General features: G+C 68.4%; 25 protein-coding genes. 10 read left to right on the top strand and 15 right to left on the bottom strand.

Translation table 11 applies throughout. From position 1 onward, the window contains the following. Positions 1-91: 91 nt before the first annotated feature. The 8 genes from BKN51_RS20175 to BKN51_RS20140 form a co-directional block, all read right to left on the bottom strand. Positions 92-667 carry a MarR family winged helix-turn-helix transcriptional regulator gene (locus BKN51_RS20175; protein ID WP_158255833.1) on the bottom strand — a complete coding sequence of 192 codons (576 nt, stop codon included), beginning with the start codon at positions 665-667 and terminating at the stop codon, positions 92-94. 4 nt (positions 668-671) lie between these two features. Next, positions 672-1622: an arginase family protein gene (locus BKN51_RS20170; protein WP_101609118.1), complete on the bottom strand. Its 951-nt coding sequence runs from the start codon at positions 1620-1622 to the stop codon at positions 672-674. A 40-nt stretch (positions 1623-1662) separates the two neighbouring features. Then, positions 1663-2253: a GNAT family N-acetyltransferase gene (locus tag BKN51_RS20165; RefSeq protein ID WP_101609117.1), complete on the bottom strand. Its 591-nt coding sequence runs from the start codon at positions 2251-2253 to the stop codon at positions 1663-1665. An 18-nt stretch (positions 2254-2271) separates the two neighbouring features. Beyond that, the gene (locus BKN51_RS20160; protein ID WP_158255834.1) at positions 2272-2790 is read right to left on the bottom strand and encodes a MarR family winged helix-turn-helix transcriptional regulator; all 519 of its coding nucleotides are present in this window, start codon (positions 2788-2790) and stop codon (positions 2272-2274) included. 89 nt (positions 2791-2879) lie between these two features. Next, complete coding sequence (locus BKN51_RS20155) at positions 2880-4346, bottom strand: saccharopine dehydrogenase NADP-binding domain-containing protein (RefSeq protein ID WP_101609115.1); 1467 nt, start codon at positions 4344-4346, stop codon at positions 2880-2882. After that, a complete protein-coding gene (locus BKN51_RS20150) occupies positions 4343-5497 on the bottom strand; it encodes a type III PLP-dependent enzyme (protein WP_101609114.1) in 1155 nt (384 codons plus the stop codon). Before BKN51_RS20150 ends, BKN51_RS20155 begins: the two co-directional genes overlap by 4 nt. After that, complete coding sequence (locus BKN51_RS20145) at positions 5494-6384, bottom strand: dimethylarginine dimethylaminohydrolase family protein (protein ID WP_158255835.1); 891 nt, start codon at positions 6382-6384, stop codon at positions 5494-5496. The genes BKN51_RS20150 and BKN51_RS20145 overlap by 4 nt, the downstream gene beginning before the upstream one ends. A 43-nt stretch (positions 6385-6427) precedes the next feature. Further along, positions 6428-7477 (bottom strand): hypothetical protein, encoded by a 1050-nt coding sequence (locus BKN51_RS20140; RefSeq protein ID WP_101609112.1) that lies wholly within the window; start codon positions 7475-7477, stop codon positions 6428-6430. A gap of 429 nt (positions 7478-7906) precedes the next feature. Between BKN51_RS20140 and BKN51_RS20135 the strand changes: the two genes are divergently transcribed. Further along, entirely contained in the window at positions 7907-8746 is an 840-nt protein-coding gene (locus BKN51_RS20135; protein ID WP_158255836.1) for a methyltransferase domain-containing protein, read from the top strand. A 600-nt stretch (positions 8747-9346) separates the two neighbouring features. Here the strand turns inward: BKN51_RS20135 and BKN51_RS43170 are convergent. Both BKN51_RS43170 and BKN51_RS20125 read right to left on the bottom strand, forming a co-directional pair. Then, on the bottom strand, positions 9347-9508 hold the full coding sequence (locus BKN51_RS43170) for a hypothetical protein (protein ID WP_158255837.1): 162 nt from the start codon (positions 9506-9508) through the stop codon (positions 9347-9349). Between the two features lie 146 nt (positions 9509-9654). Then, positions 9655-10542, bottom strand: coding sequence for an IniB N-terminal domain-containing protein (locus BKN51_RS20125; protein ID WP_101609109.1), 888 nt, complete (start codon positions 10540-10542; stop codon positions 9655-9657). A gap of 269 nt (positions 10543-10811) precedes the next feature. Here BKN51_RS20125 and BKN51_RS20120 point away from each other — a divergent pair, with 269 nt between their 5' ends. After that, the gene (locus tag BKN51_RS20120) at positions 10812-13190 is read left to right on the top strand and encodes a helix-turn-helix domain-containing protein (protein ID WP_102906644.1); all 2379 of its coding nucleotides are present in this window, start codon (positions 10812-10814) and stop codon (positions 13188-13190) included. A 187-nt stretch (positions 13191-13377) separates the two neighbouring features. Here BKN51_RS20120 and BKN51_RS20115 read toward each other — a convergent pair whose 3' ends face one another. Both BKN51_RS20115 and BKN51_RS20110 read right to left on the bottom strand, forming a co-directional pair. Continuing rightward, positions 13378-13689 carry a hypothetical protein gene (locus tag BKN51_RS20115; protein WP_101609107.1) on the bottom strand — a complete coding sequence of 104 codons (312 nt, stop codon included), beginning with the start codon at positions 13687-13689 and terminating at the stop codon, positions 13378-13380. Between the two features lie 364 nt (positions 13690-14053). Then, positions 14054-14908, bottom strand: a complete 855-nt coding sequence (locus BKN51_RS20110; protein ID WP_101609106.1) for a DUF4394 domain-containing protein — start codon at positions 14906-14908, stop codon at positions 14054-14056. Positions 14909-15054: 146 nt separating this feature from the next. Here BKN51_RS20110 and BKN51_RS20105 point away from each other — a divergent pair, with 146 nt between their 5' ends. Then, entirely contained in the window at positions 15055-15585 is a 531-nt protein-coding gene (locus tag BKN51_RS20105; RefSeq protein ID WP_101609105.1) for a sigma-70 family RNA polymerase sigma factor, read from the top strand. Continuing rightward, the gene (locus BKN51_RS20100) at positions 15582-16241 is read left to right on the top strand and encodes an anti-sigma factor family protein (RefSeq protein WP_233224269.1); all 660 of its coding nucleotides are present in this window, start codon (positions 15582-15584) and stop codon (positions 16239-16241) included. Before BKN51_RS20105 ends, BKN51_RS20100 begins: the two co-directional genes overlap by 4 nt. A gap of 11 nt (positions 16242-16252) precedes the next feature. Here BKN51_RS20100 and BKN51_RS20095 read toward each other — a convergent pair whose 3' ends face one another. The 3 genes from BKN51_RS20095 to BKN51_RS20085 form a co-directional block, all read right to left on the bottom strand. Continuing rightward, positions 16253-16504 (bottom strand): hypothetical protein, encoded by a 252-nt coding sequence (locus BKN51_RS20095; protein ID WP_101609104.1) that lies wholly within the window; start codon positions 16502-16504, stop codon positions 16253-16255. A 95-nt stretch (positions 16505-16599) separates the two neighbouring features. Beyond that, complete coding sequence (gene trxA, locus BKN51_RS20090; RefSeq protein ID WP_101609103.1) at positions 16600-16920, bottom strand: thioredoxin; 321 nt, start codon at positions 16918-16920, stop codon at positions 16600-16602. 21 nt (positions 16921-16941) lie between these two features. Next, positions 16942-18693, bottom strand: a complete 1752-nt coding sequence (locus BKN51_RS20085; protein WP_101609102.1) for a cytochrome c biogenesis protein DipZ — start codon at positions 18691-18693, stop codon at positions 16942-16944. 260 nt (positions 18694-18953) lie between these two features. Here BKN51_RS20085 and BKN51_RS20080 point away from each other — a divergent pair, with 260 nt between their 5' ends. The 6 genes from BKN51_RS20080 to BKN51_RS20055 all read left to right on the top strand — a co-directional run bounded on the left by BKN51_RS20080 (position 18954) and on the right by BKN51_RS20055 (position 24117). Further along, entirely contained in the window at positions 18954-19616 is a 663-nt protein-coding gene (locus BKN51_RS20080) for a fasciclin domain-containing protein (protein ID WP_101609101.1), read from the top strand. A gap of 97 nt (positions 19617-19713) precedes the next feature. After that, complete coding sequence (locus tag BKN51_RS20075) at positions 19714-20250, top strand: fasciclin domain-containing protein (RefSeq protein ID WP_101609100.1); 537 nt, start codon at positions 19714-19716, stop codon at positions 20248-20250. Between the two features lie 144 nt (positions 20251-20394). Then, positions 20395-21243 (top strand): alpha/beta hydrolase, encoded by an 849-nt coding sequence (locus tag BKN51_RS20070; protein ID WP_101613337.1) that lies wholly within the window; start codon positions 20395-20397, stop codon positions 21241-21243. An 89-nt stretch (positions 21244-21332) separates the two neighbouring features. Further along, complete coding sequence (locus BKN51_RS20065) at positions 21333-22124, top strand: hypothetical protein (RefSeq protein ID WP_101613336.1); 792 nt, start codon at positions 21333-21335, stop codon at positions 22122-22124. A gap of 71 nt (positions 22125-22195) precedes the next feature. After that, positions 22196-22879 (top strand): FadR/GntR family transcriptional regulator, encoded by a 684-nt coding sequence (locus BKN51_RS20060; RefSeq protein ID WP_101609099.1) that lies wholly within the window; start codon positions 22196-22198, stop codon positions 22877-22879. Further along, positions 22876-24117: a CynX/NimT family MFS transporter gene (locus BKN51_RS20055; protein ID WP_168214362.1), complete on the top strand. Its 1242-nt coding sequence runs from the start codon at positions 22876-22878 to the stop codon at positions 24115-24117. The genes BKN51_RS20060 and BKN51_RS20055 overlap by 4 nt, the downstream gene beginning before the upstream one ends. Positions 24118-24179 lie beyond the last annotated feature (62 nt).

Below are 24179 nucleotides of genomic sequence, written 5' to 3'. Positions count from 1 at the left end.
TCCGAGGCCGGTCCATTCCCTCGGCCCGGCCCTGCTCGAATGCGCTGTCGCTGTTTCCCTGGGGTTTTCCGGCACGACGGACTCCCTCCGGTCAGGTCGACGGATCTTTCGGCGGATTCAGCAGCCCCTCGGGGGCGTCGGGTTCCATCTCGAGGACCGCGCTTTCCACCGGGCAGCGCGACGGCGGGCAGGTGCTGATGTCGCAGAGACGGCACACCTCGTAGCCTCGGGACGGATGAGTGATCATCGTGGCCAGCATGCGTTCGAGGAGCCTGTCGAGCACGACGCGTTCCTGCTTGCTCGACTCGGGCAGGAGTTGCTCCAGGACCGCGCGGCGGGCGGCGAGGATGTGCCGCGCCTCGCGATGGCCGGCGTCGGTCAGCACCACCGAGGTGGTCCGGCGGTCGTCGTCGTCGAGGTGGCGCCGCTCGGCGAGCCCGTCGCTCTCGAGCAGATTGACCAGGCGGATCGTGGCCGGGCGGCTGACGCCGAGAAACCGCTGCAGGGTGCCCATGGTGAGACCTTCGTACTGAGCGGTCATGGCCAGCGTGGCCGCGAGTGCGCCACTACGGCCGGCCACCGATTCGACGGCGGACACGAGTTGGTCGTGCACTCCGGTCACGACTGCGCCTAGCAGGTTCAGGGTGCGGTCCGTGTCGGTAAACATGACGTCATGTTCGCCCATCCGGTGGCTTTGAGCATCGGCCAGTAGGACGAGCCAGGGATCCGAACCAGTCGACGATGCGCCGCGCGCCCGTTCCGTCCGGATCACGATCAGGGTCGTAGACGCAGACGGTGATGCCGACGCACCCCGGCTCACCGAGCGCGGCGGTGGCGAGTTCGCCGAGCTGGTCCCAGCTCAGCCCGCCCGGCTGGGGGTAGCTCACCGCGTCGAGGGCGTCGCTCGACAGCACGTCGAGGTCGATGTGCAGCCACCAGCGCGTGGTGTGGGCCCGGATGCGGGCCAGCGCTTTCCGGGCGTGTTCGGCGGCGCTGTCCTCGTCGAGGGTGAGCTCTTGCGCCGTGACCAGCCGGATCCGTTCGGCCAGCGACGGCGCGTCACCGGCGGCGATCTCGGCGCCGTCGCGGGGCCCCAACGCGACCACGGCGCTTTCGTCGAGCACGGGCAACTGCGACTCGAGCGACTCCGGCAGCTGTTCGCGATGCTGTCCCAGCAGGAACCCGAGCTCGGAGTCGGCGGCCTCGCCGGTGTCGGACTCGTGCGGTGGCCAGGCGTCTTCGTGGCCGTCGATGAACAGCAGCCCAATCCGGTCGTCGTCGAGCGCGTCCTGGGCCCCGCGCAGGCAGCCGGGCAGGATCGCGCAGTCCCCGCCGAGCACCAAGGGCCGGTCACCGGCGAGCAGGGTCTCGGCCACCGCGGAGCGCGTAGCGGTGGTCACGGCTTCGAGTCCGGGAAGGGATCGCACTCCCGAGGGCTCGTCGCGGTGGGCGACGGCCGCCGACGTACCGATGGCGACGTTGCCGCCGTCGGTGACCGGCTCGTCGGCCCCGAGGGCGGCGCGCAGTCGTTCGACGAGCCCGGCGTCGCGCAGCGCCTTCGGCGCCAGAGCCTCGTGGTCCAGTCGTCCCGCGGAACTGAACGGGGCACCGATCACTCGCATTCCGTCTGCCTCCTGAGGTAGTGGTTCGCGGACCCGGGGATCAGGCCAGGCCGCGCCGCACGATGACCCGTCCCGGCGAGGGGCGTCCGGTCTCGGTGAACCCGTGCCGCTCGAACAGGTCCACGGTGCCCATGTGCAACTCCCCGGCCGAGTAGCGGCGATGCCCGGAATCGGTGGGGTAGGCCTCGAGGGTGTGCGCGCCGTGCCGCCCGGCGTGGCGGACCGCGGCGGCGAGCAGGTGGTCGGCCACGCCGTGGCGGCGATGCCCGGTCTTGACGTAAAAGCACGGCACCGCCCACACACCGGGGTCGTCAGGCTCGTCCGGGCGCAGGGTTCGCGAGCCGCGCAACCGCACGTACGCGGGGCGCGGCGCCACCGCGCACCATCCCACCGGAGCCTGGTCGCGGTAGGCCAGCAGCCCGGGCACCTCGCCGTCGCGCACCAGACGGGAGAACTCGGCTCGCGCGGACGCGCCCCGCATCCGGTCGTACTCGGGTCCCGAGGACACCCGCCAGTACATGCACCAGCAACCCTCGCAGCCCCCGTTGTCGCCGAACGCCTCTACGAGGTCGTCCCACCGGTCTCGTCCGGCCGGGTGGATCGTCACGCCGTCGACGCGTCGAGCGCTCATCCTGTGCTCCTCTCTCGATCAGCGACTGAGGGCGGGCACCGATCTTTCGACGGGGCAGTCGGCCGGGGGACATACGGAGTAGTCGCAGAACCGGCACACGCGATCCGCGCGGGACCGGTCCTTGACCAGATGGGCGAGCACCGGCTCCACGGCCTCGGCCACGACGGCGCGCTGGGCGTCGCTCAGCGGAGCGAGGACCCGGGCCACCACCTCGCGGCGCCGCGTCACGACCTCCGTGGCCGCGGCGCGTCCCTGCTCGGTCAACCAGAGCGAGACGGCACGCTGGTCGGTGGTGTCGCGGCGGCGTTCGACCAGATCCGCCGCGACGAGCCGGTCGACGAGGCGCACCGTGCCGGAGCCGGTGAGCCCGATGACCCGGCCGAGGGCGTCGACCCGGGCTCCCGGTGCCGACAGCAGTGTCGCGAGGGCGGCAGTGCCGACCGCCGATTGGCCCGCGACGTGCGTGTTGCCCGCCTCGAGCTCGTCGGACAGCGCCACGACGAGCGCGGCGAAGAGGTTCGCGGTCCGGTCGTCCATGGCTCCAATATATATGACTGACGCAGTCATGCAATTTGAGCGGAGCGCCGCCCCGCCGCCGATGGTCGCGCGGCGGGGCGGACGGGGAGTCACGGCACGAGAATGTTGGAGAACTGCCAGGGGTCGTCGGGCGGGGTCAGTCCGAGATAGTCGTCGAACGGGCCCGGTCCGGTCTCCTGGGGCGTCCAGTCGCTGCGCACCGAGGGGGTGGGGCCGAGATAGGGCGCGGCGATCGAGAGGATCTCGTGGTGGTCGAGGTCGTCGGGCCTGCACAGGCCCCGGTCCGGATGGCGCACGGCGGAGAACACCGCCGCCAGTACCGAGGCCGCGACCTGCAGCGTCGTGGCGTTCTGCCCGGTCACCAGCTTCCGGGTCTCCTCGATGGTCAGTTGCGAGCCGGTCCACCAGGCCCCGAGGTCGTGCCCGAGCAGCAGCACGCCGAGTTCGTCGGCGCCGGTGAGGATCTCGTCGGTCATGATCCGCTGGCGCTCCTGGAGCCGGAACCCCCGCATCTTGCACTCGTGCACCGAGGCCAGCGCCGCGTCGGTGGGCAGGTAGGCATAGTGCACCGTCGGGCGGTAGACGACCGTTCCGTCGTCATCGGTGACGGTGAGATGGTCGCTGATCGTCACGGCCTCGCCGTGCCGGATCAACATCCCCTGGATCGGCCCCGACAAGGGCACCCACGAGCGCACCCAGGTGGCCATCCCCGGCCGGGCGAGGCAGATCTGGTTGCCGGTGCCGTATTCCGGGACCACCGCCCCCGGCGGCAGCTCACGTTCGTGGGTGCCCCACCCGAGTTCGGCGGGAGCGACGCCTTCCTCGTAGAAGCCCTCGACCGACCAGGTGTTGACGAACTCCTCGGGCTCCTTGGGCAGCGATCCGATCTGGGTGTCGCGTTCGGAGATGTGGATGGCCCGGGTGCCGGTCTCCATCGCCATCCGCGCGTGGTCGGCCTCGCCCAGTGCCCGCTCGATCCGGGCCCGGCGATCCGGGTCCTCGACGCCTTCCTTGAGCATGGCCGTGGCGACATCCTCGAGCCCGACCTTGGCCCAGTGGCTCACCAGGCCCGGATTGGCACCGTGCTCGATGATCGCGGTCGGCCCGCGGCCGCCCCAGTCGCGGCTCAGGCGCCGCAACGAGTGGTGGCGGGCGTAGAGGGTCTTTTCGGTCGGGTGCCGGGCGTTCATGTCCGCGTAGGGATCCCACTGCTCGACCGAAGTGTCGACGTAGAGCACGCCGTTGTCGCGGCACCAGCCGATGATGTCCTCGGTCCCGATGTTCCAGGTCAGGTTCACCAGCAGGTCGCCGGGACCGACCTGCTCGGCGAGGGTCTTGGCGAGGTTATCGGGAGTCAGCCGGCGCTGGACGAACCGGCATCCGGCTTCGAGCGTCTCCGGGATCTCCTGGCGCCGGTCGTTCATGTCCAGCACGGTCAGCCGGTCGTAGGGCATGTCCAGGTGGGCGAGCAGCAGCGGCTGCAGGCACTGGGACACCGACCCGCAGCCGAGGACCAGCACCCGTCCCTGGACGGACAGGCGTTTGTGTTCGGTCATGATCCGCCTCCGATGCAATGTGTCGGCAACGGCGGGAAACCGTTGAAGCCGATAGAGGAATAGCTCGCGGTGTAGGCGCCGGCGCTGAGAAAGTCGACCCTGTCACCGATCTGGAGTTCTTTGGGCAACGCGTAGGCGGCGTCGCGGTAGATCACGTCGATGCTGTCGCAGGTCGGCCCGGCCATGATCACCGGTTGCGTCGGCCCGCCGCGTTCGGTCTCGACCTGGTACTGGATCGCCTCGCCCTCGGTCTCGGCGAGCCCGCCGAAGCGGCCCGCGTCCAGATAGACCCAGCGTTCGGCTCCTTCGAACGGTTCTCGCACCGAGACCACCTGGGTGCGCAGCACGCCGGCCTCGGCACTGATCGAACGGCCGGGCTCGGTCACGATGCGCGGGCGCCGCGTACCGGGGAACCAGCGGTCGATCGCCTGCTCGATGGTTCGTCCGAAATGGATGATCGGGGGGACCGGTTCGGCGTAGCGGGCCGGAAAGCCGCCGCCGAGGTTGAGCATCTCGAGTTCCACGTCGTTGGCGCGCAGCTTTTCGAACGCCTCGGCCGCGGCGGCGATGTTGGGCTCCCACCGCGTCGGCTCGAGCTGCTGGGACCCGACATGGAAGGACAAACCGTAGGGACGCAGACCCAGCCGCGCCGCCCGCGTCATCAACTCCACGGCGTACTCGAGTGAACAGCCGAAGTTGTCGCCAAGACGCCACCGCGCCCCGGCGCTCTCGCTGAGCAACCGGCAGTAAACCGCCGCCCCAGGGGCCGCTTCGGCGATCTTGTCGAGCTCGCGCACGTTGTCGAACACGAACATCGACACACCCTGTTGGTGGGCATAGGCGATATCCGCGCTCTTCTTGATGGTGTTGCCGTAGGACAGCGAGCCGGCATCGGCTCCGTTGGCGAGACACAGGTCGATCTCGGCCGGGCTCGCGACGTCGAAGCAGGCGCCCAGCTTCACGAGCAGGGCGATCACCGCCGGTTGCGGGTTCGCCTTCACCGCGTAGTACGGGGTCGCGTACGGCAGCGCGGCCTGTTGTTCGTGGTAGCGCCGGGCCACCACGTCGAGGTCTAGCACCAGGCAGGGGGTGGACGGATCGTGGTCGTGGAGCCACCGCGCGATGCGGGGGCTGAACGCGGCCACCGTCATCCGACCACCTCCGCGGTGAAGGGAGCCGCCGCTCGGTCCAGTTCCACGTCGAGGGCCAGGGTCAGGCACCGGCAGCCGCCGCCCGCCTTGCCGAACTCGGAGACATCGCATACCGCCGGCTCGAAGCCGCGGCGCTCGAGTTCGCGGCCCAGCCGCGGTGTGCAGTGCGGCATCACCACGGTGCGCCCGGCCACCACGGCGTTCGCGCAGAACGCCGCGCCTTCTTCCGCCGTCAGAACCACCGGGTCCTCGACGAGCTCGGCCAGCTCGGCGCGACCGGCGGTGGTGAAGGCCTCCGGCAGCACCATCGCCGTCCGGTCGTCGAGCGGGCAGAACCCCAAATCGACGTGATAGAAGCGGGGATCGGTGAGTTCGAGCGCGGTCACCGCCCAGCCGTGACGTGCCCGCAGGCCGTCATAGGCCGATTCGGCGGACCGGGGGCCGTAGCCCGCCACGAGTCCGCCGCCGAACGCCACCGCGTCGCCCGCGCCTTCCTGCGGCGCGGCGGGCGGCTGCTCGACCGTCCAGCCGAGTTCCTCGAACCGGCCGCAGACGTGCCCGATCTCGGGGGCGCGTTCCGGGTTGCTCATCCGGGCGGGCGTGACCGTCGTGCCGTCGACGATGCCGGCGTTGGCCGTGAAGACCATGTCCGGCAACCCCGGCTCGGCGGGCACGGTCCGGACTTCGGTGCCGGCGGCCTCCAAAGTGGACACGAGGTCGTCCCACTGCCGCCAAGCCCGATCGGAATCCACTCGCACGTCCGGGTCCATCCAGACGTTGATGGAATAGGTGACGTCGAAGTGCTCGGGCGAACACATCAGAACGCTGCGGCCCCATCCGGGACCACCCTCTATTGCCTCCTCAGGTGCCTTGGACGTCGGTGTCATGGCCATCCTTTCCTGGTGGTTCGGCGTATTCGGCGTCGTCAGCTCAGTACTCGAAGAGCTCCTCGTTGTGTGCCACGCGAGGGGGCCACGGGTTGTGGTACCGGGCGCACTCCTCGATGGGATGTCCGTGGAACAGTGCATAGTTGACGTGATCGGGCGGGAACTCCTCGGTGGAGATGTAGTCGAGGATCAGATACGGCCAGACCTCCGCGTCGACCTCGTCGAAGGATTCGTGCACCGTTCGCGAGTCGCTGGTGACGTCGGTGGGCACGAGGACGTCGGTGTGATAGACGGCGGAGTAGCGGGTCGGGTCGAAGTTGTCCGGGATGTAGTGCGGCCGCTTGCGTTCGGCCACGTCGCGGTGGTCGTCGGCGCTCTCGTTGTGCCAGCTCGCGCTGGGCACGTGCGGGCATCCGATGCCGCCGTTGCCGATCGACCGGAACGCCGTCTCGCGGACGAACTCGGTCGCGTCCTCGAACGAGTCCTGCAGCCCCCGTTTGGCCAGGGAGTTGGCGTAGTGACCCGGCGAGTTCATCGAGAACATCAGTCCGCCGGGGATGCGCCGATCGTGATTGACCGTGCGGTGAGCGCCGGAGTAGAAGATGTTGCAGCCGGCCTTGAACACGGTCAGCACCCCGTCGGAACGGCGGAACGGGACCGCTTCGGTGTAGATCACGTCCTGCTCGATGGGCGCGTGTTCGACCAGGTAGAGATTGGACAGCTCCACGCAGACGTCGACGAGTTCCTTTCCGGGCCGGGCGTAGGCCAGGTCCCTGCTGTTGACCATGATCAGGAATCCGCTGCTCTCGCCGCGTTCGGCGCGGTCCTTCCATTCGCGGCGCTCTCGCTGGATCTTCGCCGCGACGTGATCACGTCCCGCGTCGAGGTCGTCCTCGCTGATCCAGCACATGTTGGCGCCGAGTCCTTTGGGGCCGTCGGATCCCTGCATCGCCAGGCGTCCGAACAGGCACGGTTGCTTCTGGCCGAGCCACTTGTACAGCGCGGCACGTTTGTCCATTTCGGACACTTCGGGTGCGAGCAGTGTTTCGTGTGCCAGTGAGATGTCGTCGCCGAGATCGACATCCGGGCTCATCTGCGGGAGCCGGGTTATCTTCTCCCGCAATGACCTTGTGGCCGTCGGCGCTTCTCGCGTACCGGCCAATGTCGTCATCAGACTTGTCATGGTGAATCCATCCTCTCGTCGCCTCGGTGTTCCGTCGATGGGCTCGGCATGCAGGGGAATTCGTCCCCCAACCGACACCGTAGTGGGCAAATACGTCACTCGCTGACGTGGATACGACAGGCAATTTCTTGTTGATACCGCCAGTAGAGTGGAGTGCCCTGGGTGAAGAGACCGGTGCCCGAAATCATGATCGTGCGGCGAATTCGGCTCCACAGCAAGGAAAACTCAGGTGACAAAGGGTGAGCGGACACGCTCCGAAGTCGACGGACTTGACAGGGTCGGGCATGGTGGAGGCATCGTCTCTAACCGATTCCCAGCAGGATGCGGAGGAGCTTCACCATGATCACCGAAACCACCTCGCAGAAAGCGCAGGCTTATTACGAGCAGGCCGAAGCGATGTACGTCAGCCTGTACGGGCCGAACTTCCACCACGGATACTGGCCCCGTCCCGACGACGGCACGACCTACGAACAGGCGCTGGAAAACCTGACCGGGCAGATCATCGACCGGGTCGGGGCGGGCCCTCGGGACCGGGTGCTCGACGTCGGCTGCGGTATCGGCGGACCGGCCATCCGGCTGGCCCGTACGACGGGCGCGCACGTGGTCGGCATCTCGAACGTCGCCACGCAGGTCGAGCAGGCCACCGCCAGGGCGGGCGCCGAGAACCTGGCCGGACAGGCCAGGTTCGAGCAGGCCGACGCGCTGGAGATGCCGTTCCCCGACGATTCGTTCGACGCGGCCATCGCCATCGAGTCGCTGATCCACATGGACCGCGACCCGGCGTTGCGTGAGATCGCCCGCGTTCTCCGCCCCGGCGGTGTCCTCGTCGCCGCCGACTTCTGCCTCAACGCCGTCGTCACCCCCGAACGCCAACGGGTGCTCGACCGGTACCGCGATCTCGATTCACTCAGCTCGTTTCACCGGTTGGACGAATTCCCGCCGATGCTCCGCCGCGCCGGCCTGGAGCCCGTCGAACTCCTCGATGCCAGCAGTCACGTCGAGAAGTCCGTCAAGATGTGGTGGGAGCGAACCGAAGCCGACCTCGAAAATCTGACGGACCAGTACGGCAAACAGGAGCTGGACGACTTCATCGGGCTCTTCGACGACGTCATCAACCACGGCGGACCCGAGTATCTGATCTTCACCGCCCGCAAGCCCAACGGCCCGTCACGGAACTGACCAGGAGTGTCCACAAGAGACACTCGGAAGACCGCCGCTCTTATTGAGGGGGAGGTCAAAAGTGGCGTGTTCGGGCGGCGTTCACGCGTGATCAGAGACGGATCAAGCGTGCTTGGAGCCGGATCTCACGTGATCGGGAGACGTTCACGGAGTTCGCCTTCTGATCACGCGAGATCCGGCTCCAAGCACGCGAGTCACGCCTTCGCTCACCTTGGGTTCAGCCACAACGCCACCGCGAAGGCCACGCTAGCCTCCCGGGACGTCGCGAAAGCCACTTTCGGGACATCAGACGTCCCGAAAGTGGCTTTCGCGACACGACCACTCGGCATCGGACGCGGCGAAGGACGCCTTCATCCCGTCGCTGGCCCGGCCCGCGAACACGCCACCTTTGACTTACCCCTCAATAGTATTCGAGGGTGTGCGGGTGTTGCGAAAGCTAGGTCGCTCGGAGGGGGTGTGAGTGGCGATTCGAGTTCTCTTGAGCGCCCCACTCGAGCGACAGGTGCGTGACGAGAAGAAGCCCGTGATAGCCGGGAACCGATCGGTCTTCGGCTCTCGACTTCAGCTCCTCGACGTCGGGGTCGTCGTCGGTGACTTCGATCAGAACACCGCGGGACTGCATTCGGGGCGCTTCGACAGCCCGAGCTTGATCTCCGCCGTCCAGGCGACGCGTTTGATCAGCCGGTCGAGTTCGAAGTCGAAGTCTTGCGGGAACCGCGAGTCGAAAGGCTCGTCGTCTGCAGAACCTGAGTCCCCGCGCATTCCGCTCCCTCGTCGCCACCGGTCGACGGGCTTTCGGTGCGGCGGAGGGAACGGGCAGGCGGTGTCACTCTTTCGGTCCGCGCCGACAGCAGGGCGGGGCGCCGGTTCGACCGCCGCCCCGCCCTGGGAGTCGTGCTCGCCGGGAATCAGTCGGTGATGTGCAGGTCGTTGCCGGAACCGACGGTGAGGTGGCTCAGGTCGGCGGCGATGCCGCCCCCGAGGGCACCGTTGCCGACGTCGCTGACGACGTCGTGGACGTCGTTGACCGAGCCCGCGTGCGAACCGATGTCCCCGACGTGGTTGGTGACGTTCCCGACGGCCGAGTCGTTGGCGACGTCGCTGAGGTGGGACGTCACGCCGGACACCTGGCCGGCGATGTCGCCGACGCCGTGAGCGGTCACGTCGCCGAGGGTGTTCTCCAAGCCGTTGTTCACGCCGAGCGTGCCGGTGAGGTCGCCGACCGTGGAACCGACACCCTGGCTGCCGTCGATCGCCGAGTCGAGGCCGGAGACGTCCTGCAGACCGGAGGTGAGGTTCCCGCCTTCGAGCGCCCCGGTGACGTCGCCGCCGCTGACGTTGCCCGCCACGTCGCCGACGGCGCCGGTGACCGCGCCCACCGGGGCGATCTCTCCGCCGCCGATGTCGTCGATGCTGCCCGCGAGGTCGCCGGCCGCGGTGAAGGGGGCGGCCGCGTTCTGCGTGATCGCGGTCATCCCGCCGACGGCGCCGAGCACGTTGTTCTCGGAGGTCGCGTCACCGAGGGAGAGGTTCTGGGTGAGGGCCTTGAGCTGCTCGATGGCGCCTGCCTGGCCGGTGGTGATCGAGTCGAGGTCGAGGCCGTTCCCGCCGCCGACGGTGTTCGTGGGGGCGTAGTCCAGGACGAGCGGCAGGATCTCGTGCAGGTCCGCGCCGGAGATGTCGCCGAGGCCGGCGTCGTTCAGCGTCCGCTGCGGGTCGCTCCCGAAGGAGTCGCGAGCCGACGGGTCGTTGAGCAGGTTGAGCGTGAAGTCGTACAGGGACTGCGTGGGGTTCATCGACCGGGCTCTCTGTGGGGACCGTGGTTCCTTGGACGAGACCGAAGCTAGGGCGCGGCCCGGGGGAGGGACATCGGGTCCGACGCCTAACGGTGATCTTGCGAACCACCGAGGGGGTTCGATCACCCGTTAGGGGATTCCGTTGGTCTGTGACCGGGGTCTCACTTGTCAACTGGGGGTCACGACGCCCATCTATCGGGACCGCCGGTCTCGAATCCTTCCTGGGTGACCGCTTCCGGGGCACCGTTTCCAGGGAGGTGCTCGGCGTCATGGAAGAGCTGTTGCCGTCGCAGCTGAGAGAGGTGCTGGCCGCGATCGACACCGACCCGGAGGCCGCGGTCCGGGTCGTCCTGTCGGGGCCACCCGGGCACGGGAAGTCGACGGCGCTGGCCGCGATCGCGCGTCACTATCGTGCCGGCGGTGCCACCGTCGTCTCTCGCGAGGACGTGAGGGGGACTTCGGCCACCGACGCGGTGATCCTGATCGACGACGTCGACACCCTCACCTCCGGTGAGCGGGACGCGCTGGTAGGCATGGCGGCCGGTGCGTCCCGGCTCGTGGTCACGCATACCCCGGGCGCGGCGGGGTTCGTGGCCGCGGAGCTGATCACCCCGGCCACCCGGCACATCCGCCTGCCCGCCTGGACCGTGCGGGACGTGGCCCGGTTCGCGGGCCGGTCGCTCACCGCCGAGCGCGCGGCGGCCGTCCGGCGGGCGACCTCGGGGGTACCGAGACTGGTGGCGCGCTGCGTCGCCACGCCCGTCGTCGACGAGCTGATCGACGAACTCCGCGGTGAGCTGGATCAACTCGGCGAATCGGGAACGACCTATCTGATCGTCGCCGGTGTCGCGGGAGGCCGGGACATCGAACTGCTCGCGATCGCCTTGGGCGGATCCCGCGACGACGTCTCGGCGGTCGTCGAGCGGGTCCGGGGCGCGGGACTGCTCGCCGCCGACGACACCGTCCCGCCGGTGGTGGCCCGGGCGGTGCGCGACCATGTCGGCGTCGACCGGACGCTGACCGTCCTGGTGCGGATGCTCGAAGCCCTGCTCGCCGGGGGCCAGCCGGTCCTGCCGATCGCTCGTGAGCTGCAGCGGCTCGGGGCCGGGGGAGCGGTCGTGCGGGCGGGTCTCGAAGCGGCGGCCGCCGAGGTGGTTTCGGACGACCCCGCCGTCGCGACCGATCTCTACGCCGCGGCGGTGCGGGGTGGCAGCTCACGGACACGCTTGGCGCCTGCCTGGGCACGGGCCGCGGTCCTGTCCGGACGGCTCGACCTCGCCTTGCGCCTCGGCGACGAACTGCTCGGCTCGGCCGACCCCGCGGCGCGGCACCGGGGTGCGCTGGTCGCCGGGACGGTGATGGCCCGGCGCGGCGATCTCGCCCGTGCCGCGGAACTCCTGCGCTGGTCCGGTGAACCGGGGGCTCTGCTGCTCGCGGACCTGGCGGGTATCGCGCTGGGCGATGTCGCCGCCGACGAGCAGACCGTCGCCGGTACGCCTGTTCCGGCGTACGGGCATGTCGCCGGGCGGCTGCTCGACGGGATCCGCGAGTCCCTCACCGGACGGTCCGAAGCCGCACTCACGACCTTGCTCGCTTCCGCGGACACCGCCGAGGCCACCGGTATGGGACATCTTCTGCCGGATTCTCCCGCCGCGCTCACCGCGACGGTGGCTCTGCACGCGGCCGAATTCGATCTCGCTCACGGTGTTCTGACCCGCGCGGCCGCCAGTGTGCGGCACGAGCTTCTGCTGGGCTGGACCGCGATGCTCCGCGGTGACCTCGCCACCGCCGAAGTACACCGTTCGGCCGTGGAGGAGCAGGCCGGACGGCTGTCGCCGCGGGACGAGCTCTTTCTGCGCACTCTCGAACTCGGACTGACCCGCCGCGCCGACACCCCCGACGTGGCCCGGAGGAGCTGGGCCGGTGCGTACGAGGCGATGATGAGGCAGCCGGTGGACCTGTTCTCCTTGCTGCCCTTGGGAGAACTGCTCATCGCGGCGGCACGGGTGGACGAGGGGTTCCGCGTCGCGGCCCATCGCGAACGAGCCTTCGAACTACTCGCCCGGCTCGGCGGACCCGCGTTGTGGTCGGCCTGGTTGAACTGGTCCGTATTCCACGCCGCCGTCGTCTCCGGCGACCGGCAGGCCACCCACGATGCGATCGAGCATCTCACCGGGCACCCCACGAGCGGCCGACTGGTTCCCGCGTTCGCCGCCGCAGGTGCCCAGTGGATCGCGGTCCTGGACGGCGTCATCGATGTCGACGCGGTACTGGCCGGTGCGGGTCTGCTCCACCGCGCCGGGCTGAGCTGGGACGCCGCCCGGCTGACCGGACAGGCCGCGATCCGCGCCACCGACCGGACCGCCATGACCACCCTGCTGCGGGCGGCCAAGCGATTCCCGTCCTCGGCGAGCGGCGTCGCCGAACCCGCGACGACTGTCCCCGGCGAGCTTCCCACCTTGACCCCGCGTGAAGGCGACATCGGGCGCCTCGTCGTCGAAGGTCACACCTACCGGGAAATCGGCGATCTCCTGCACATTTCCGGAAAGACCGTCGAACACCACATGGCACGCATCCGGGCGAAGCTCGGTGCCCATGACCGTCGCACGATCACCACGTTGCTGGGTGGAATGCTCGGCGGGACCTAGTGAGAGGTTCAGGCGGAGGTGGTCGTGAGTGGCGTTTCGGGTTCTAACCCTCATTGCCACTCACGACCACCCGGACTGACGCCTCACCGCCACGGCGATGTCGCGAAAGCCACTTTCGGGACAGCAGACGTCCCGAAAGTGGCTTTCGCGACACCTCGAAAACCGAGCATTACCAGGGTCGTGCCATTCAGCGGAGCTGAATGCCGCCCTTCGCCACGTTGCCCCGGTTCGTGCAGTCGGCGACGGAGCCGATGTACACGCTTTCCGCCACCGTCTTCCAGATTCCGTAGGTGGTGGAGCCGTTGCCGCACTGCGCGACCGCCCGGTACTGGGAGACCCCCGAGGGCAGGCGAGAGCACTTGACGTGGAAGTTCACGCCGCTGGCGCTGGTGTTGTACGTGCAATCCTCGGTGACGGTGGCCCCGGCCACTCCGGGCATCACCGTCATCGCGCCGCCGACGAGCATGGCCAAGGTCAGCAGCGAGTTACGAATTTTCATCGGTTTCCTTCCCCAGAAAACGACCTCATCGAATAATGAGCCCCCAGGTCTATCGGGGCATTGTGCGAGGCCGCTCGATTGACACTTCGTGCCGAATGCTAGCAGGAGATCTGCGGCTCATGTCAATGATTCTTTTGTTTCTTTGATGGTGGGGAAAAACAGTCGAAATCATCGATGAAAAAGGCACGTCGAAATGGCCCCCACCCGATCGGTGTCGACGGGTGAGGGCCCGTACCGCCCGGCCGCCCGGTGGGGCCCTGGTACGGCCATTTCGCGTTCGGCGTCCACGCGGCTTGGTCGCATCACTGAATCGGCGGAATTTCGGCCGAACGGCGACGAAACGAGGCCGCATACGCTAAGAGGTTCAGCTCACCAGGGCGAGGCCGACCGGGTACGTCAGCAGCGGCGAGACGACGCGTGCCCGTCCGGACGCCAGGTCGATACGGACGAGGAGCGGTACACCGTGGACTCGGACGGCCGCGACGGCCTTGTAGTCGCGCGGGTCGTACGCGCCTGCCTTCGCCGTCCCGGCGATGTCGAAGCCGTTCACGGACCCGATGTTCAGCCCGAGCTTTCCGATCGCGGTGAGCTGGCCGGTGTTGGGGGAGACGACGGGCGTTTCGCCGGGAAGGCTGCCTTGTTTGACCAAGGTGTCCTGCCCGGAGTCGAGGCCGTACAGCGCGGTCGACGTCGCTCCGGCGACGCTGTTCGTGTATCCGGACGCGGCCACGCGAGGAGCCTGCGGACGGCCCGGGTAGGTCAACGGTGTGTCGGTGCCGGCGATGGAACCGGTGTCGGGGTGCAGCCGGAGGTTGAGCCCGGTGTCGGTGACGACCCTGATCCGATCGACCGTGGGGTTGAAGTCGAAGCCGATCGCCTTGCCCGTCAGGGCGGTCGGCGAACCGACCGCCGTGGCTTTGGCGGTCTTGGCTTCGAGGCGGTACAGCCGGCCCGAGGCGGCCAGCGAGTAAAGCGCGCCGGTGGCGGGCCGGGTGTCCAGGCCGATCAGACGGTCGCCCTTGGCCAGACCCGTGATCTTCTTGGCCGAGGTGGGCAGCAGCGGGCGTTCGCACTGATGTCTGCTCAAGGTCCCTTTCTCGCTCAAGATGACGACGCCGCAGCCGTCGTTCCCGGAAGGTGAGGCGGAAGCCACGGTGCCGCCCGCCGTGAGGGTGAGTGCCACGCCGCCGATCACCAGTGCGCGGAGGATGGTGCGCATGGTCGCTCCTGTTCGTCGGGAGAGGGGTTTACGGCCAGTGCGTACGGCGTCGCTGCCGTCGGCGTTCATCCCTTTTGAGAAAATTCCGCGATCGGCTGAACGTGGCCCGTGTCTGCTCCGAACACAGGGGGTAGGAGGGACACGGCATGGGTGGATCGGCCAGTGGCGGCCTCGGCCTGACCGAGGAACACGCGCTTCGTGCGGTGTACAACGCGCACGGACCGGAGCTGTACCGGTTCGCGATGCGGCAGCTGAACGACGACGGCGCGGCCCAGGACGTGGTGCAGGAGGTGTTCCTGAGGGCGTGGCGGGCGGCGGAAAGGTTCGATCCCGAGGTCGCGAGCCTGCGGGTCTGGCTGTTCGCGATCGCGAGGAACGTGATCGTCGACGAGATGCGCCGCCGGTCGGTCCGGCCGGCGACGCGGCTCGCGCTGGCCGAGGAGCCCGCGGAGCCGGGCTTCGACGAAAGGCGGGTCAACGCCTGGCTGGTGGAGGAGGCGTTGCGGCGGATCAGCCCGGAACACCGGGTGTGCCTGGTCGAGACTCACCTGAGGGGCAGGCCGTACGCGGAGGTCGCCGCGGAATTGGGGATCCCGGTCGGCACACTGCGCACCAGGCTCTTCTACGGTTTGCGGGCGCTGCGCGTCGCGATGGAGGAAATGGGGGTCGAGCTGTGAAACCCGACGATCACCGTACTTTGCGGGAAACCTTGGGCGCCTATGCGCTCGACCAGCTCGACGAGCACGAACGCCTCAGGATCGACGCCCATCTGTCCGGATGTCCGGACTGCCGTTCGGAGCTGCGGGAACTGAGCCCGGTCGTGCGCGCGTTGAGCCTGGCCGAAGCGGCGCAGGTCAGCGAGCACGAAGAGCCGGCCGTTCCGCCCGATCTCGGCGACGCGGTCGTCCGCCGCGTCAGCGCGGGACAGCGGCGGCGCCGGTGGCAGCCACCACGCTGGGCCGCGGCCGCGGCGATCGCCTTGCTCTGCGGCGCCGGTATCGGGTGGGCCGCTCATCCCGACGCTCCGGCGCCGGGACCGTTCGAAGCGGTACAGGTGGCGACGTCGACACCGGCGATCCACGCCTCCGCCGGGTTGGTTCCGCACACCTGGGGCGTCGAGATCAAGCTGACCGCGACCGGCTTCGAGGCGGGTACGAGCTATCGGGTGGTGATCGTGGACGACACCGGAGTTCACACCGCCGCCGGTGAGTTCATCGGCACCGGCGCCGCCGAAATGCGGTGCAATCTCAACAGTTCCGTGCTGCGCGCCGACGCGGGCGGATTCCGCGTGCTCGGCCCGGGCGGCCAAGTGGTCCTCGAATCCGACTTCTGAGGCGCCACGCGCTAAACGGGGATACGGCCCAGTGCGTTCGTTTCCCGGATCGAGCGGTTGCGGCGGCGCCGTGTCCTCGCGCCGAGCACACCCAGGACGACCAGGATCAGCGCGAGATGCAAGGCGACTCCCAGCATGACGTTGGCCAAGAGCCGCCCGATCAGGCCGGCCACCGACGTCACCGCTATCAACGCGACCAGCAAAGGCCAGCGGTACAACGGATACGGCCACGCGTCACGCAGCAACGTTCTCATCTCGGCCATCCCCGCTCCCGAAGACCATGGAACCATTACACCAGACCTGCGACACCCCTGTCGCCCGACGCCGGCGCCGGGCGACAGGGGTGTCGCGCGTCCGGTCAGAGCCAGGAATCGAGCTTGCCGAGGATCTTCGCCTTCGAGGCGGCGCCGTTGATGGTGGTGGCGGGTTTGCCGTCGACGAACAGGATCATGGTCGGTATCGACAGGATGCCGTAGTCGCCGGCGATCTCCGGGTTGTCGTCGATGTCGACCTTGACGACGGTGAGCTTGTCGCCGTGTTCCTCCGAGATTTCGGCGAGCACCGGCGCGAGGGCTTTGCAGGGGCCGCACCAGGGCGCCCAGAAGTCGACGAGAACGGGCTTGTCCTGGTCGAGTACGTCGGAGGGAAAGGTGTTCGTGGTGACGGATTCCATGCTCATGGGTTTCTCTTTCTCGTGTGCTCAGCCGAAGGTGAAGGAGAAGGCCTGCACGCCCGGGCCGACGGTGACGTCGATGGCGCCCGCTTCGATGTCCTGTGTGGACAGAAGCCGGTAGGAGTCGGGTGTGCCGTTCACTTGGACGGTCTTGGTCTGTCCCTTGGCGGTGTAGGTGACGGTGCCGTTGCCCGCCAGGACCATCCTGACCTCTTTGGCGCGGTAGTTGAGTTTGATCTCCCCGCCGGCGCCGGTGGGGGTGATGTTCTGGCTGGTGAGGGTCCAGTCACCCTGGAGGACGAAGGTGTCCGGCGGCTGGGTGGCGGGGTAGGCGAAGGTCTTCACGCCCGCGGTGTAGTCCTCGGTCCCGGCGAAGTTGACGCGTTTCGTGGAGCCGAGGTAGGTCTCACGGGTGATCGCGGCGGTGTCCGGGGTGTCGTCGGCGGTGTCCGTGGCGGCGGGGAGTCGCACGTCTGGGTTGGCCTTGGTGAGGAGTTCGCGGATGAGTTTCTCGGTGGTCTGGTAGTCGCCTTCACCGAATTTGATGTGCCGTACGGTGCCTTCGGCGTCGATCAGGTAGTGCGCGGGCCAGAACCGGTTGCGGTAGTTGGTCCAGGTCGACAGGGTGTTGTCGAGGGCGACCGGGTAGCCGATGCCGAACTTGTCCGCGGCCGACTTGACGTTGCCGGGTTCCTTTTCGAAGGCGTACTCGGGGGAGTGGACACCGATCACCTGGAGTCCGGCGTCGCGGTAGGCCTTGTCCCAGGCGGTGACGTGCGGGATGGAGCGCTGGCAGTTGATGCAGGAGTAGGCCCAGAAATCGAGCAGGACCACCTTGCCCCGCGACTGCGCCAGGTCGACAGGTGCACCGCCGGGCGTGTTGAACCACTGCTGGATTCCCTTGATGTCCGGTGCTTTCCCGCAGCTCTCGAGTTCCTTCGCGCCGTCGGTGCAGAGGTCGAGGTCCTTGTTCTGGTCGTTCTCCAGCCCGCCGAGATTCAGTGCCTTCTTGACCTGCTCGGAGTTGTTGATGTCGTTCTGCAGACCGCTGGTGTAGTCGGGAATGGCCCGCTGGAGCAGCTGCGGCAGGTTGAACACGAGTCCGATGGCGAGGGCGATCATCACGATGCCGGCGGTGATCCGGATGCCGCGCTGGCGTTTGCGGAAGGCCTTGACACGTTCGGCGACCCGGCGTCCGGCGAGGGCGAAGATCAGCAGCGGGAGCGCGGCGCCGATGGCGAAGGTCGAGGTGAGCACGACGGTCTCGAGGCCGATCTGCCCGGTCGATCCGGCGACGGTGATCGCGGCGAGGACCGGTCCGGCGCAGGGGACGTAGACGGCGCCGAGGCCGAGGCCGAGGGTGAAGCCGCCGCGGTTGGCATCGGGGCGCCGTTGCGGGATCCAGCTGAACGGCTTTTCGAGCAGGTGCTCGAATTTCGGGACGATGAGCCCGATGCCGATGAGTGCGAGCACGATCAGGCCTGCCCAGCGGAGAACGTCCTGCGGCAGCCCGAGGATCGAGAGCAGCAGCGAGCCGAACAAGGTCACCAGGGTGAAGCTGACCACGAGCCCCAGGATGATCAGGTAGGGACGTGAACGCGGCGGCTTGGTCTCGACCGGAGCGGTCGCGACGCCGCCGCCGTTCTGTTCCTTGTGGACGGTGGCGGTGGCGTTCTGTACGCCTCCGGACAGGAAGATGACCGGCAGGACGGGGAGGATGCACGGAGAAATGCCCGTGACCAATCCCCCGATGAGGCCGATCAACGCAAGTGTGAGCACGATTGCTCCCGGGCAGTTCAAGTGGAGTGGGTGACAAGAAGCATTCGTCCCTCGGGCCCTGGCGGATTGCCGTCCGTGGACCGCGAGTGGTGACGAAGCGTCCACGATCGTGTTCGCAAGGTAACGGAAAGATCTCGATGGCGAAGTCCGCCTATCCGGCCCGGCGCAGGTCTCGAATCCAGGGTGTTCGCCGCCTCGGAAGCGTCGAGGCGCATCCAGCCCTGTGGGCCGATTCCCTCAGCTAATAGGAGTTACCAGTCATGAAGCGCAGTACTCGCCGCGTCACCTTGGCAGCCGGTCTTGCCGCCTTCGCTCTTATGGGCGCGGCGTGTGGTAGCGACGCCGGATCGAACAACAACGCCGGCAGCACCCCGGCCCCGTCCTCCTCGGCCGCGGCCCCGTCGTCCAGCGCGATGGCCGACCCGGCCAAGGACCTGGTCGGCCCCGGCTGTTCGGGTTACGCGGAAAAGGTGCCCAATGGCCCCGGTTCCGTCGCGGGCATGTCGGCTGACCCGGTCGCCGTCGCCGCGAGCAACAACCCGCTGCTGAAGACCCTCGTGTCCGCCGTCTCCGGGAAGCTCAACCCCAAGGTGGACCTGGTCTCGACGCTCAACGGCAGTGAGTTCACCGTCTTCGCGCCGGTCGACGACGCGTTCGCGAAGATCGACGCCGCCACCATCGAAAAGCTCAAGACCGACGACGCGCTCCTCAAGAAGATCCTGACCTACCACGTCGTCCCCGGCCAGATCGCGCCCGACAAGATCGTCGGCGACCAGACCTCCGTCGAGAAGGGTGTCGTCAAGGTCTCGGGCACCAAGGACGCGCTGAAGGTCAACGACGCCAACGTGATCTGCGGTGGAGTCCACACCGCGAACGCGACCGTGTACCTCATCGACTCGGTCCTGATGCCCCCGGCCGCGTAAGCAACGGTCCACATCGGACATCAGGACGAGGGTGTCCTTCTCCGAGCCTCCCCGGAGAAGGACACCCTTCCGCCAGTGGAACCACGGGAGCCTGACTGTGACCAAGGTTCGTGTCGCCGGGGCCGGGCTTCTGGCCGCCGCCACGGCGATTCTCGCGGCTTGCGGTACTGCCTCGGATGCCGCAAGTCCTCCGAACAGAACGACGATTCCGTCCGTGCCGGTCCCGGCGGGCGCCGCGGGACTCACCGGATCGCCGGACGGCTCGACGACGAAAGCGGACGTCTTCGGCCCGGCGTGTTCGCCGATGCCGTCCCGATTTCTTGCCGTGGCCGAGACAGCGGGCCTGCTCGGTACCGCGGTCACGGTCTTCGCTCCCGCCGACGCGGCTCTCGGCGACGCCGATCCGGAGCCGATCCTGCGCCACCACGTCATCGGTAAGCGATTCGACGCCAAGGGGCTCGCGGTCGCCGGGTCGGTGTCGAGTCTCGACGGCGCCGGTGACCCGGTGAAGATCGAGGGTTTCGGCGAGAACATGACGATCGACGGCGCGAAGATCCTGTGCGGCAACGTTCCGGCCGGGAACGCGACCATTTTCGTGATCGACAGGGTCCTGAAACCGAAAGCCGGGGCCTGATCTTGCGTCGGGGAGCAGGTGGCCCAGACGCGAGGGAACGCTGATTCGGCAGCGTTCCGCCGGTCGTCGCCGTCGCCGGTTCACTCCATGGCCACGGCGGCGGCCGGCACCCGTCCGGCGGCGGAGCGGATCCGAACCAACGGTATGAGGTTCCGGGATCGGCTCACGGCGACGGTCATGTACGCGTCGGCGCGATGGACCGTGCGGTATGGAGAAGCGCTGAGGTTCGCCGGAAACGAGCTGCCCTCGCCGAAGGCCGTGTGGATCCCGAGCCGGCATGGAAGGGTTCGCGTCTACGTCTACCGGCCGCCGGACCCGTTCTCCGATGGCGCGTACGTGCACTTTCACGGCGGAGCCTGGCTGATGCGCCACCCGGCCATGGACGACTGGTGGTGCCGCTATGTCGCCGCGACTGCGGGGTTGACCGTGTACAACGTCGACTTCCGATGTGGCCCCTACGTCGCGTTCCCGGTGGCGCAGCACCAATGTTTCGACGCCGCCTCCTGGGTGGCCACCGGAGCACGGGTTGCGGTGGGAGGGTTTTCCTCCGGTGGCGGGCTCGCGGCGGCCGTCTGCCTGCAGGCCCGCGACGCCGGCGCCTGGCGGCCGGAACTCCAGGTGCTCGGGGTGCCCGCACTGGACCTCGCGAGTGACCCGGACCCGGTCGCGGGCGGGATGATCTCGCCGGGCCTGCGCGATCTGGTCCGCCGGGTGTACTTCCCGGACCCGTCGACCCGGCGGCACCCCTACGCCTCACCCTTGCTGGCCCCAGACCTGACGGATCTACCGCGCGCGGTCGTCCTCACCGGTGAGCACGACGCCTTGCGCGGAGACGGTGATCGGTACGCGGCCCGGCTGCGTGAAGCCCGAGTCGACGTCGTGTACGACCGGACGCCGGGAGCGGACCACTACTTTCTCACCGATGACCCCGTGCGGGCTCGCACGACCATGGCCTGGGTGGCGGAAGAGATCCGCCGGGCGGTGTCAGGATGACCGGCCCTGACCGGACGCGGGAAAACCCGGATGACCTTGTTCGGCCCGGCCAGTAATCTCCGGTGGACGGCAGAACAGGGGGAGTGATCGTGTCCAGCCACTTCGAGGCGATCGGAATCGGTGTCACCGGCCAGGACGAGTTCGGGGAGAAGGTCGTCTCTCTGATCGGCGCGGGTACGGCCAGGCAAATCACCGCGAAGATCAGCGAACATGTGTGGACCGATCCCTCGGGCGCTCGCCTGGTCGCGCAGATCCGCAACCGCGAGATCGAGTTCCTTCTGCCGTGCCTGGCCGGCACGACACCCGCGGTACCGGTACGCGACGTTCGCCTCGTCGATGACGAGACGGCGATGCTCGAACTCCTCGACGGCGTCGACGGGGAGATGGTCTGCCCCGTCGCGGTGGAGCTCGAAGACCGAGCGGTCCTCGCCCACTCCGGCGGGCGGCTCGAGATCGGATCCCTGGTGCTGGCGGCTTTGGCCGAAGACGTCACCGTGCACGCCGACGCCGAGGCTTACTTCGCCTCGCAGGACGATGACGGGCCGAAGTTCGCCGCCGACTTCTTCATCCCTTCCGGGACTTTCTCGCTCGCGGAGCGCTCGCCCAACCAGACGCCCTCGGCGCACGCGCTGTTCGCCGGCGAGGTCATCGAGGTCGATACTCCGGTGAACACCTTTACCGGTAAGGCTTTTCATCGGATTCGGGTGCGCACCATCGCCAAGATCGAGCTCGACGTCGCCATCGCGACCACGGACCTCGAGCACCCGCCCGCGCGCGGCAACATCGTGACCGGGACCTTCTTCCTGACCGGAAGTTTGGGACTGGAGCCGACCGAATCCGCGGAAAACTCGTCGAAGCGACGGCGCTGGTTCCGGCGCTAGTCCCCACCGCAGGTCGAGCGCGACCTGCGTCACACTGACAAATGTCAGACATTCGGTGTTAGGGTCGCCTTATGAACGATCTTCGGACGCCGCGTCGCGTCGCGAGCCTGTCGGCACAGCTGGTGGACACCCTCCGTGAGCAGATCGCCTCGGGCGTATGGCCCGTGGGGACGCGGATTCCGCCCGAGCACGACCTGGTCAAGCAACTCGGCGTCGGGCGCACGACGGTGCGCGAAGCGCTCGGCGCACTGGTGCACATGGGGCTGCTGGAGGCTCGCAGAGGTGACGGGACGTATGTCCGGTCGGCGAGCGAGATGCACCTGGCGTTGATGCGCAGGGCCACCAGTTCGAGGCGGAGCGATGTGCTGGAACTCCGTGCGGTCCTGGAGGAGTACGCCTCGGGCCTGGCCGCGTTGCGGCGCTCCGAAGACGACTTGACGCGCCTTCGGGACTTGCTCGACGAGGCCGAAACGGCCGCGGAGGCGGCCACCGGCGCGGAGGTCGACGCCCGCTTCCACCAGGCGGTGGTGACGGCCAGCGGGAACAGCCTGCTCACCGAGGTCTACGACGTCCTGAGCGTCGCGGTCACCGAGCAGATCGGCGCCATGACCTGGTCGACCACCACGGCCGCGGAGCACACCGTCCTGCACCGGCGTCTCGTCGACGCGATCGCCGCCCAGGACGAAGTCGGCGCCCGCTACTGCGCCACCGAGATCGTGAAGCTCACCGAGACCGGAACGGACCCACAGCAGTGACCACTTCGAGTCCTCCCGACGTCGACCTCGCCCCTGTCAGGGGGCAGGCCACCACGCCGGTTCTGTCGGCCGGCCTGCTGATCGCGATCCTCTTGGTGGCGGCCAACCTCCGCGTGACCCTGACCGGGGTGGGAACGCTGTTGCCCGCCATCGAGCGCGACACCGGGTTGACCGCGTCCGCGGGTGGTGTGCTGAACACGGTGCCGCTGCTCATGTTCGCGGCGACTTCGCCCTTCGTCGGCCGGGTTTCGCACCGGGTCGGCACCACCCGCCTCCTCGTGGTGGCCCTCGCCGCGCTCGTGGTGGGCACGGTGGTCCGGTCCCTGCCCTCGATCGCCTGCCTGTTCGCGGGAACTGTGATCCTCGCGGCGGCGATCGCGGTCGGCAACGTCCTGCTGCCCACGGTGATCCGCACCCATGTCCCCGGCCCGCGGGTGCACACCGTCAGCGCCCTCTACGTCACCGTCATGGGAGTGGTCGCCGCCGTGTCGTCCGGCGTTTCCGTCCCGCTCTCCGAGGTCCTGCCCGGAACCTGGCATTCGGCCCTGGCCTGGGGTGTGGTCATCGCGGTGGTCGCTCTCGTCGCATGGCTGCCCCGGCTACGCGAAGCCCGCCAGGACGGCGGCGCGCGGTCCCCTGGGACCCACGCCCGGACCCCGTGGAAATCCTGGCTGGCGTGGCAGGTGGCCTTCTTCATGGGCCTGCAATCCCTGGCCTTCTACACCGCCATCGCCTGGCTGCCCAGCATCCTCGGCCAGCAGGGGACGAGCACGGCGAGCGCGGGCTGGATGCTGTTCTACTACCAGGTCGTCGCACTGGTCGCGGGTTTGTCGCTGCCCCTGCTCACCCGGGGCCGCCATGATCAGCGCTACATCGCCGCGGCCGCCGCCGTGATCGCCGCCGCGGGCTTCACGATTCTGCTTCTACTGCCGTCTCTCGCCGTCGTGGCGTGCACTCTTCTCGGGTTGGGCAACGGAGCCTGCCTCGTGCTGGCACTGAGTTTTCAAAGTCAACGTGCCACTGGCCCCGGCGAGACCACCGCACTGGCCGGGATGGCGCAGTCGGTGGGTTACCTTGTCGCCGCGGCAGGGCCACTTCTCTTGGGTGTCCTCCACGACACGACCGGCAGCTGGACGGCCGCGCTCCTTCTCCTCACCGGGTTGAGCCTGGTCATGGCCTGTGCCGGTTACGGTGCCGGGCGCGACCGGCACGTCCGCGTCAGCAGCCGGGAGTCCTGATGCCGAACGCTGTGTCGATCCCGCACCGGCCCCGGCTGGCACCGCGCGAAGGACGCGAGCCG

This window comes from Amycolatopsis sp. BJA-103, assembly GCF_002849735.1.
Taxonomy (GTDB): Bacteria; Actinomycetota; Actinomycetes; order Mycobacteriales; family Pseudonocardiaceae; genus Amycolatopsis.
Note: the sequence above shows the minus strand (reverse complement) of the source record. Positions and strands in the feature narration are given on the sequence as shown.

Bases quoted from the DNA above. Each gene is read 5' to 3' on its own strand.
- BKN51_RS20175 (WP_158255833.1), bottom strand. From the start codon at position 667: ATGTTTACCGACACGGACCGCACCCTGAACCTGCTAGGCGCAGTCGTG.
- BKN51_RS20170 (WP_101609118.1), bottom strand. From the start codon at position 1,622: ATGCGAGTGATCGGTGCCCCGTTCAGTTCCGCGGGACGACTGGACCAC.
- BKN51_RS20165 (WP_101609117.1), bottom strand. From the start codon at position 2,253: ATGAGCGCTCGACGCGTCGACGGCGTGACGATCCACCCGGCCGGACGA.
- BKN51_RS20160 (WP_158255834.1), bottom strand. From the start codon at position 2,790: ATGGACGACCGGACCGCGAACCTCTTCGCCGCGCTCGTCGTGGCGCTG.
- BKN51_RS20155 (WP_101609115.1), bottom strand. From the start codon at position 4,346: ATGACCGAACACAAACGCCTGTCCGTCCAGGGACGGGTGCTGGTCCTC.
- BKN51_RS20150 (WP_101609114.1), bottom strand. From the start codon at position 5,497: ATGACGGTGGCCGCGTTCAGCCCCCGCATCGCGCGGTGGCTCCACGAC.
- BKN51_RS20145 (WP_158255835.1), bottom strand. From the start codon at position 6,384: ATGACACCGACGTCCAAGGCACCTGAGGAGGCAATAGAGGGTGGTCCC.
- BKN51_RS20140 (WP_101609112.1), bottom strand. From the start codon at position 7,477: ATGAGCCCGGATGTCGATCTCGGCGACGACATCTCACTGGCACACGAA.
- BKN51_RS20135 (WP_158255836.1), top strand. From the start codon at position 7,907: ATGATCACCGAAACCACCTCGCAGAAAGCGCAGGCTTATTACGAGCAG.
- BKN51_RS43170 (WP_158255837.1), bottom strand. From the start codon at position 9,508: ATGCGCGGGGACTCAGGTTCTGCAGACGACGAGCCTTTCGACTCGCGG.
- BKN51_RS20125 (WP_101609109.1), bottom strand. From the start codon at position 10,542: ATGAACCCCACGCAGTCCCTGTACGACTTCACGCTCAACCTGCTCAAC.
- BKN51_RS20120 (WP_102906644.1), top strand. From the start codon at position 10,812: ATGGAAGAGCTGTTGCCGTCGCAGCTGAGAGAGGTGCTGGCCGCGATC.
- BKN51_RS20115 (WP_101609107.1), bottom strand. From the start codon at position 13,689: ATGAAAATTCGTAACTCGCTGCTGACCTTGGCCATGCTCGTCGGCGGC.
- BKN51_RS20110 (WP_101609106.1), bottom strand. From the start codon at position 14,908: ATGCGCACCATCCTCCGCGCACTGGTGATCGGCGGCGTGGCACTCACC.
- BKN51_RS20105 (WP_101609105.1), top strand. From the start codon at position 15,055: ATGGGTGGATCGGCCAGTGGCGGCCTCGGCCTGACCGAGGAACACGCG.
- BKN51_RS20095 (WP_101609104.1), bottom strand. From the start codon at position 16,504: ATGGCCGAGATGAGAACGTTGCTGCGTGACGCGTGGCCGTATCCGTTG.
- trxA (WP_101609103.1), bottom strand. From the start codon at position 16,920: ATGAGCATGGAATCCGTCACCACGAACACCTTTCCCTCCGACGTACTC.
- BKN51_RS20080 (WP_101609101.1), top strand. From the start codon at position 18,954: ATGAAGCGCAGTACTCGCCGCGTCACCTTGGCAGCCGGTCTTGCCGCC.
- BKN51_RS20070 (WP_101613337.1), top strand. From the start codon at position 20,395: ATGAGGTTCCGGGATCGGCTCACGGCGACGGTCATGTACGCGTCGGCG.
- BKN51_RS20060 (WP_101609099.1), top strand. From the start codon at position 22,196: ATGAACGATCTTCGGACGCCGCGTCGCGTCGCGAGCCTGTCGGCACAG.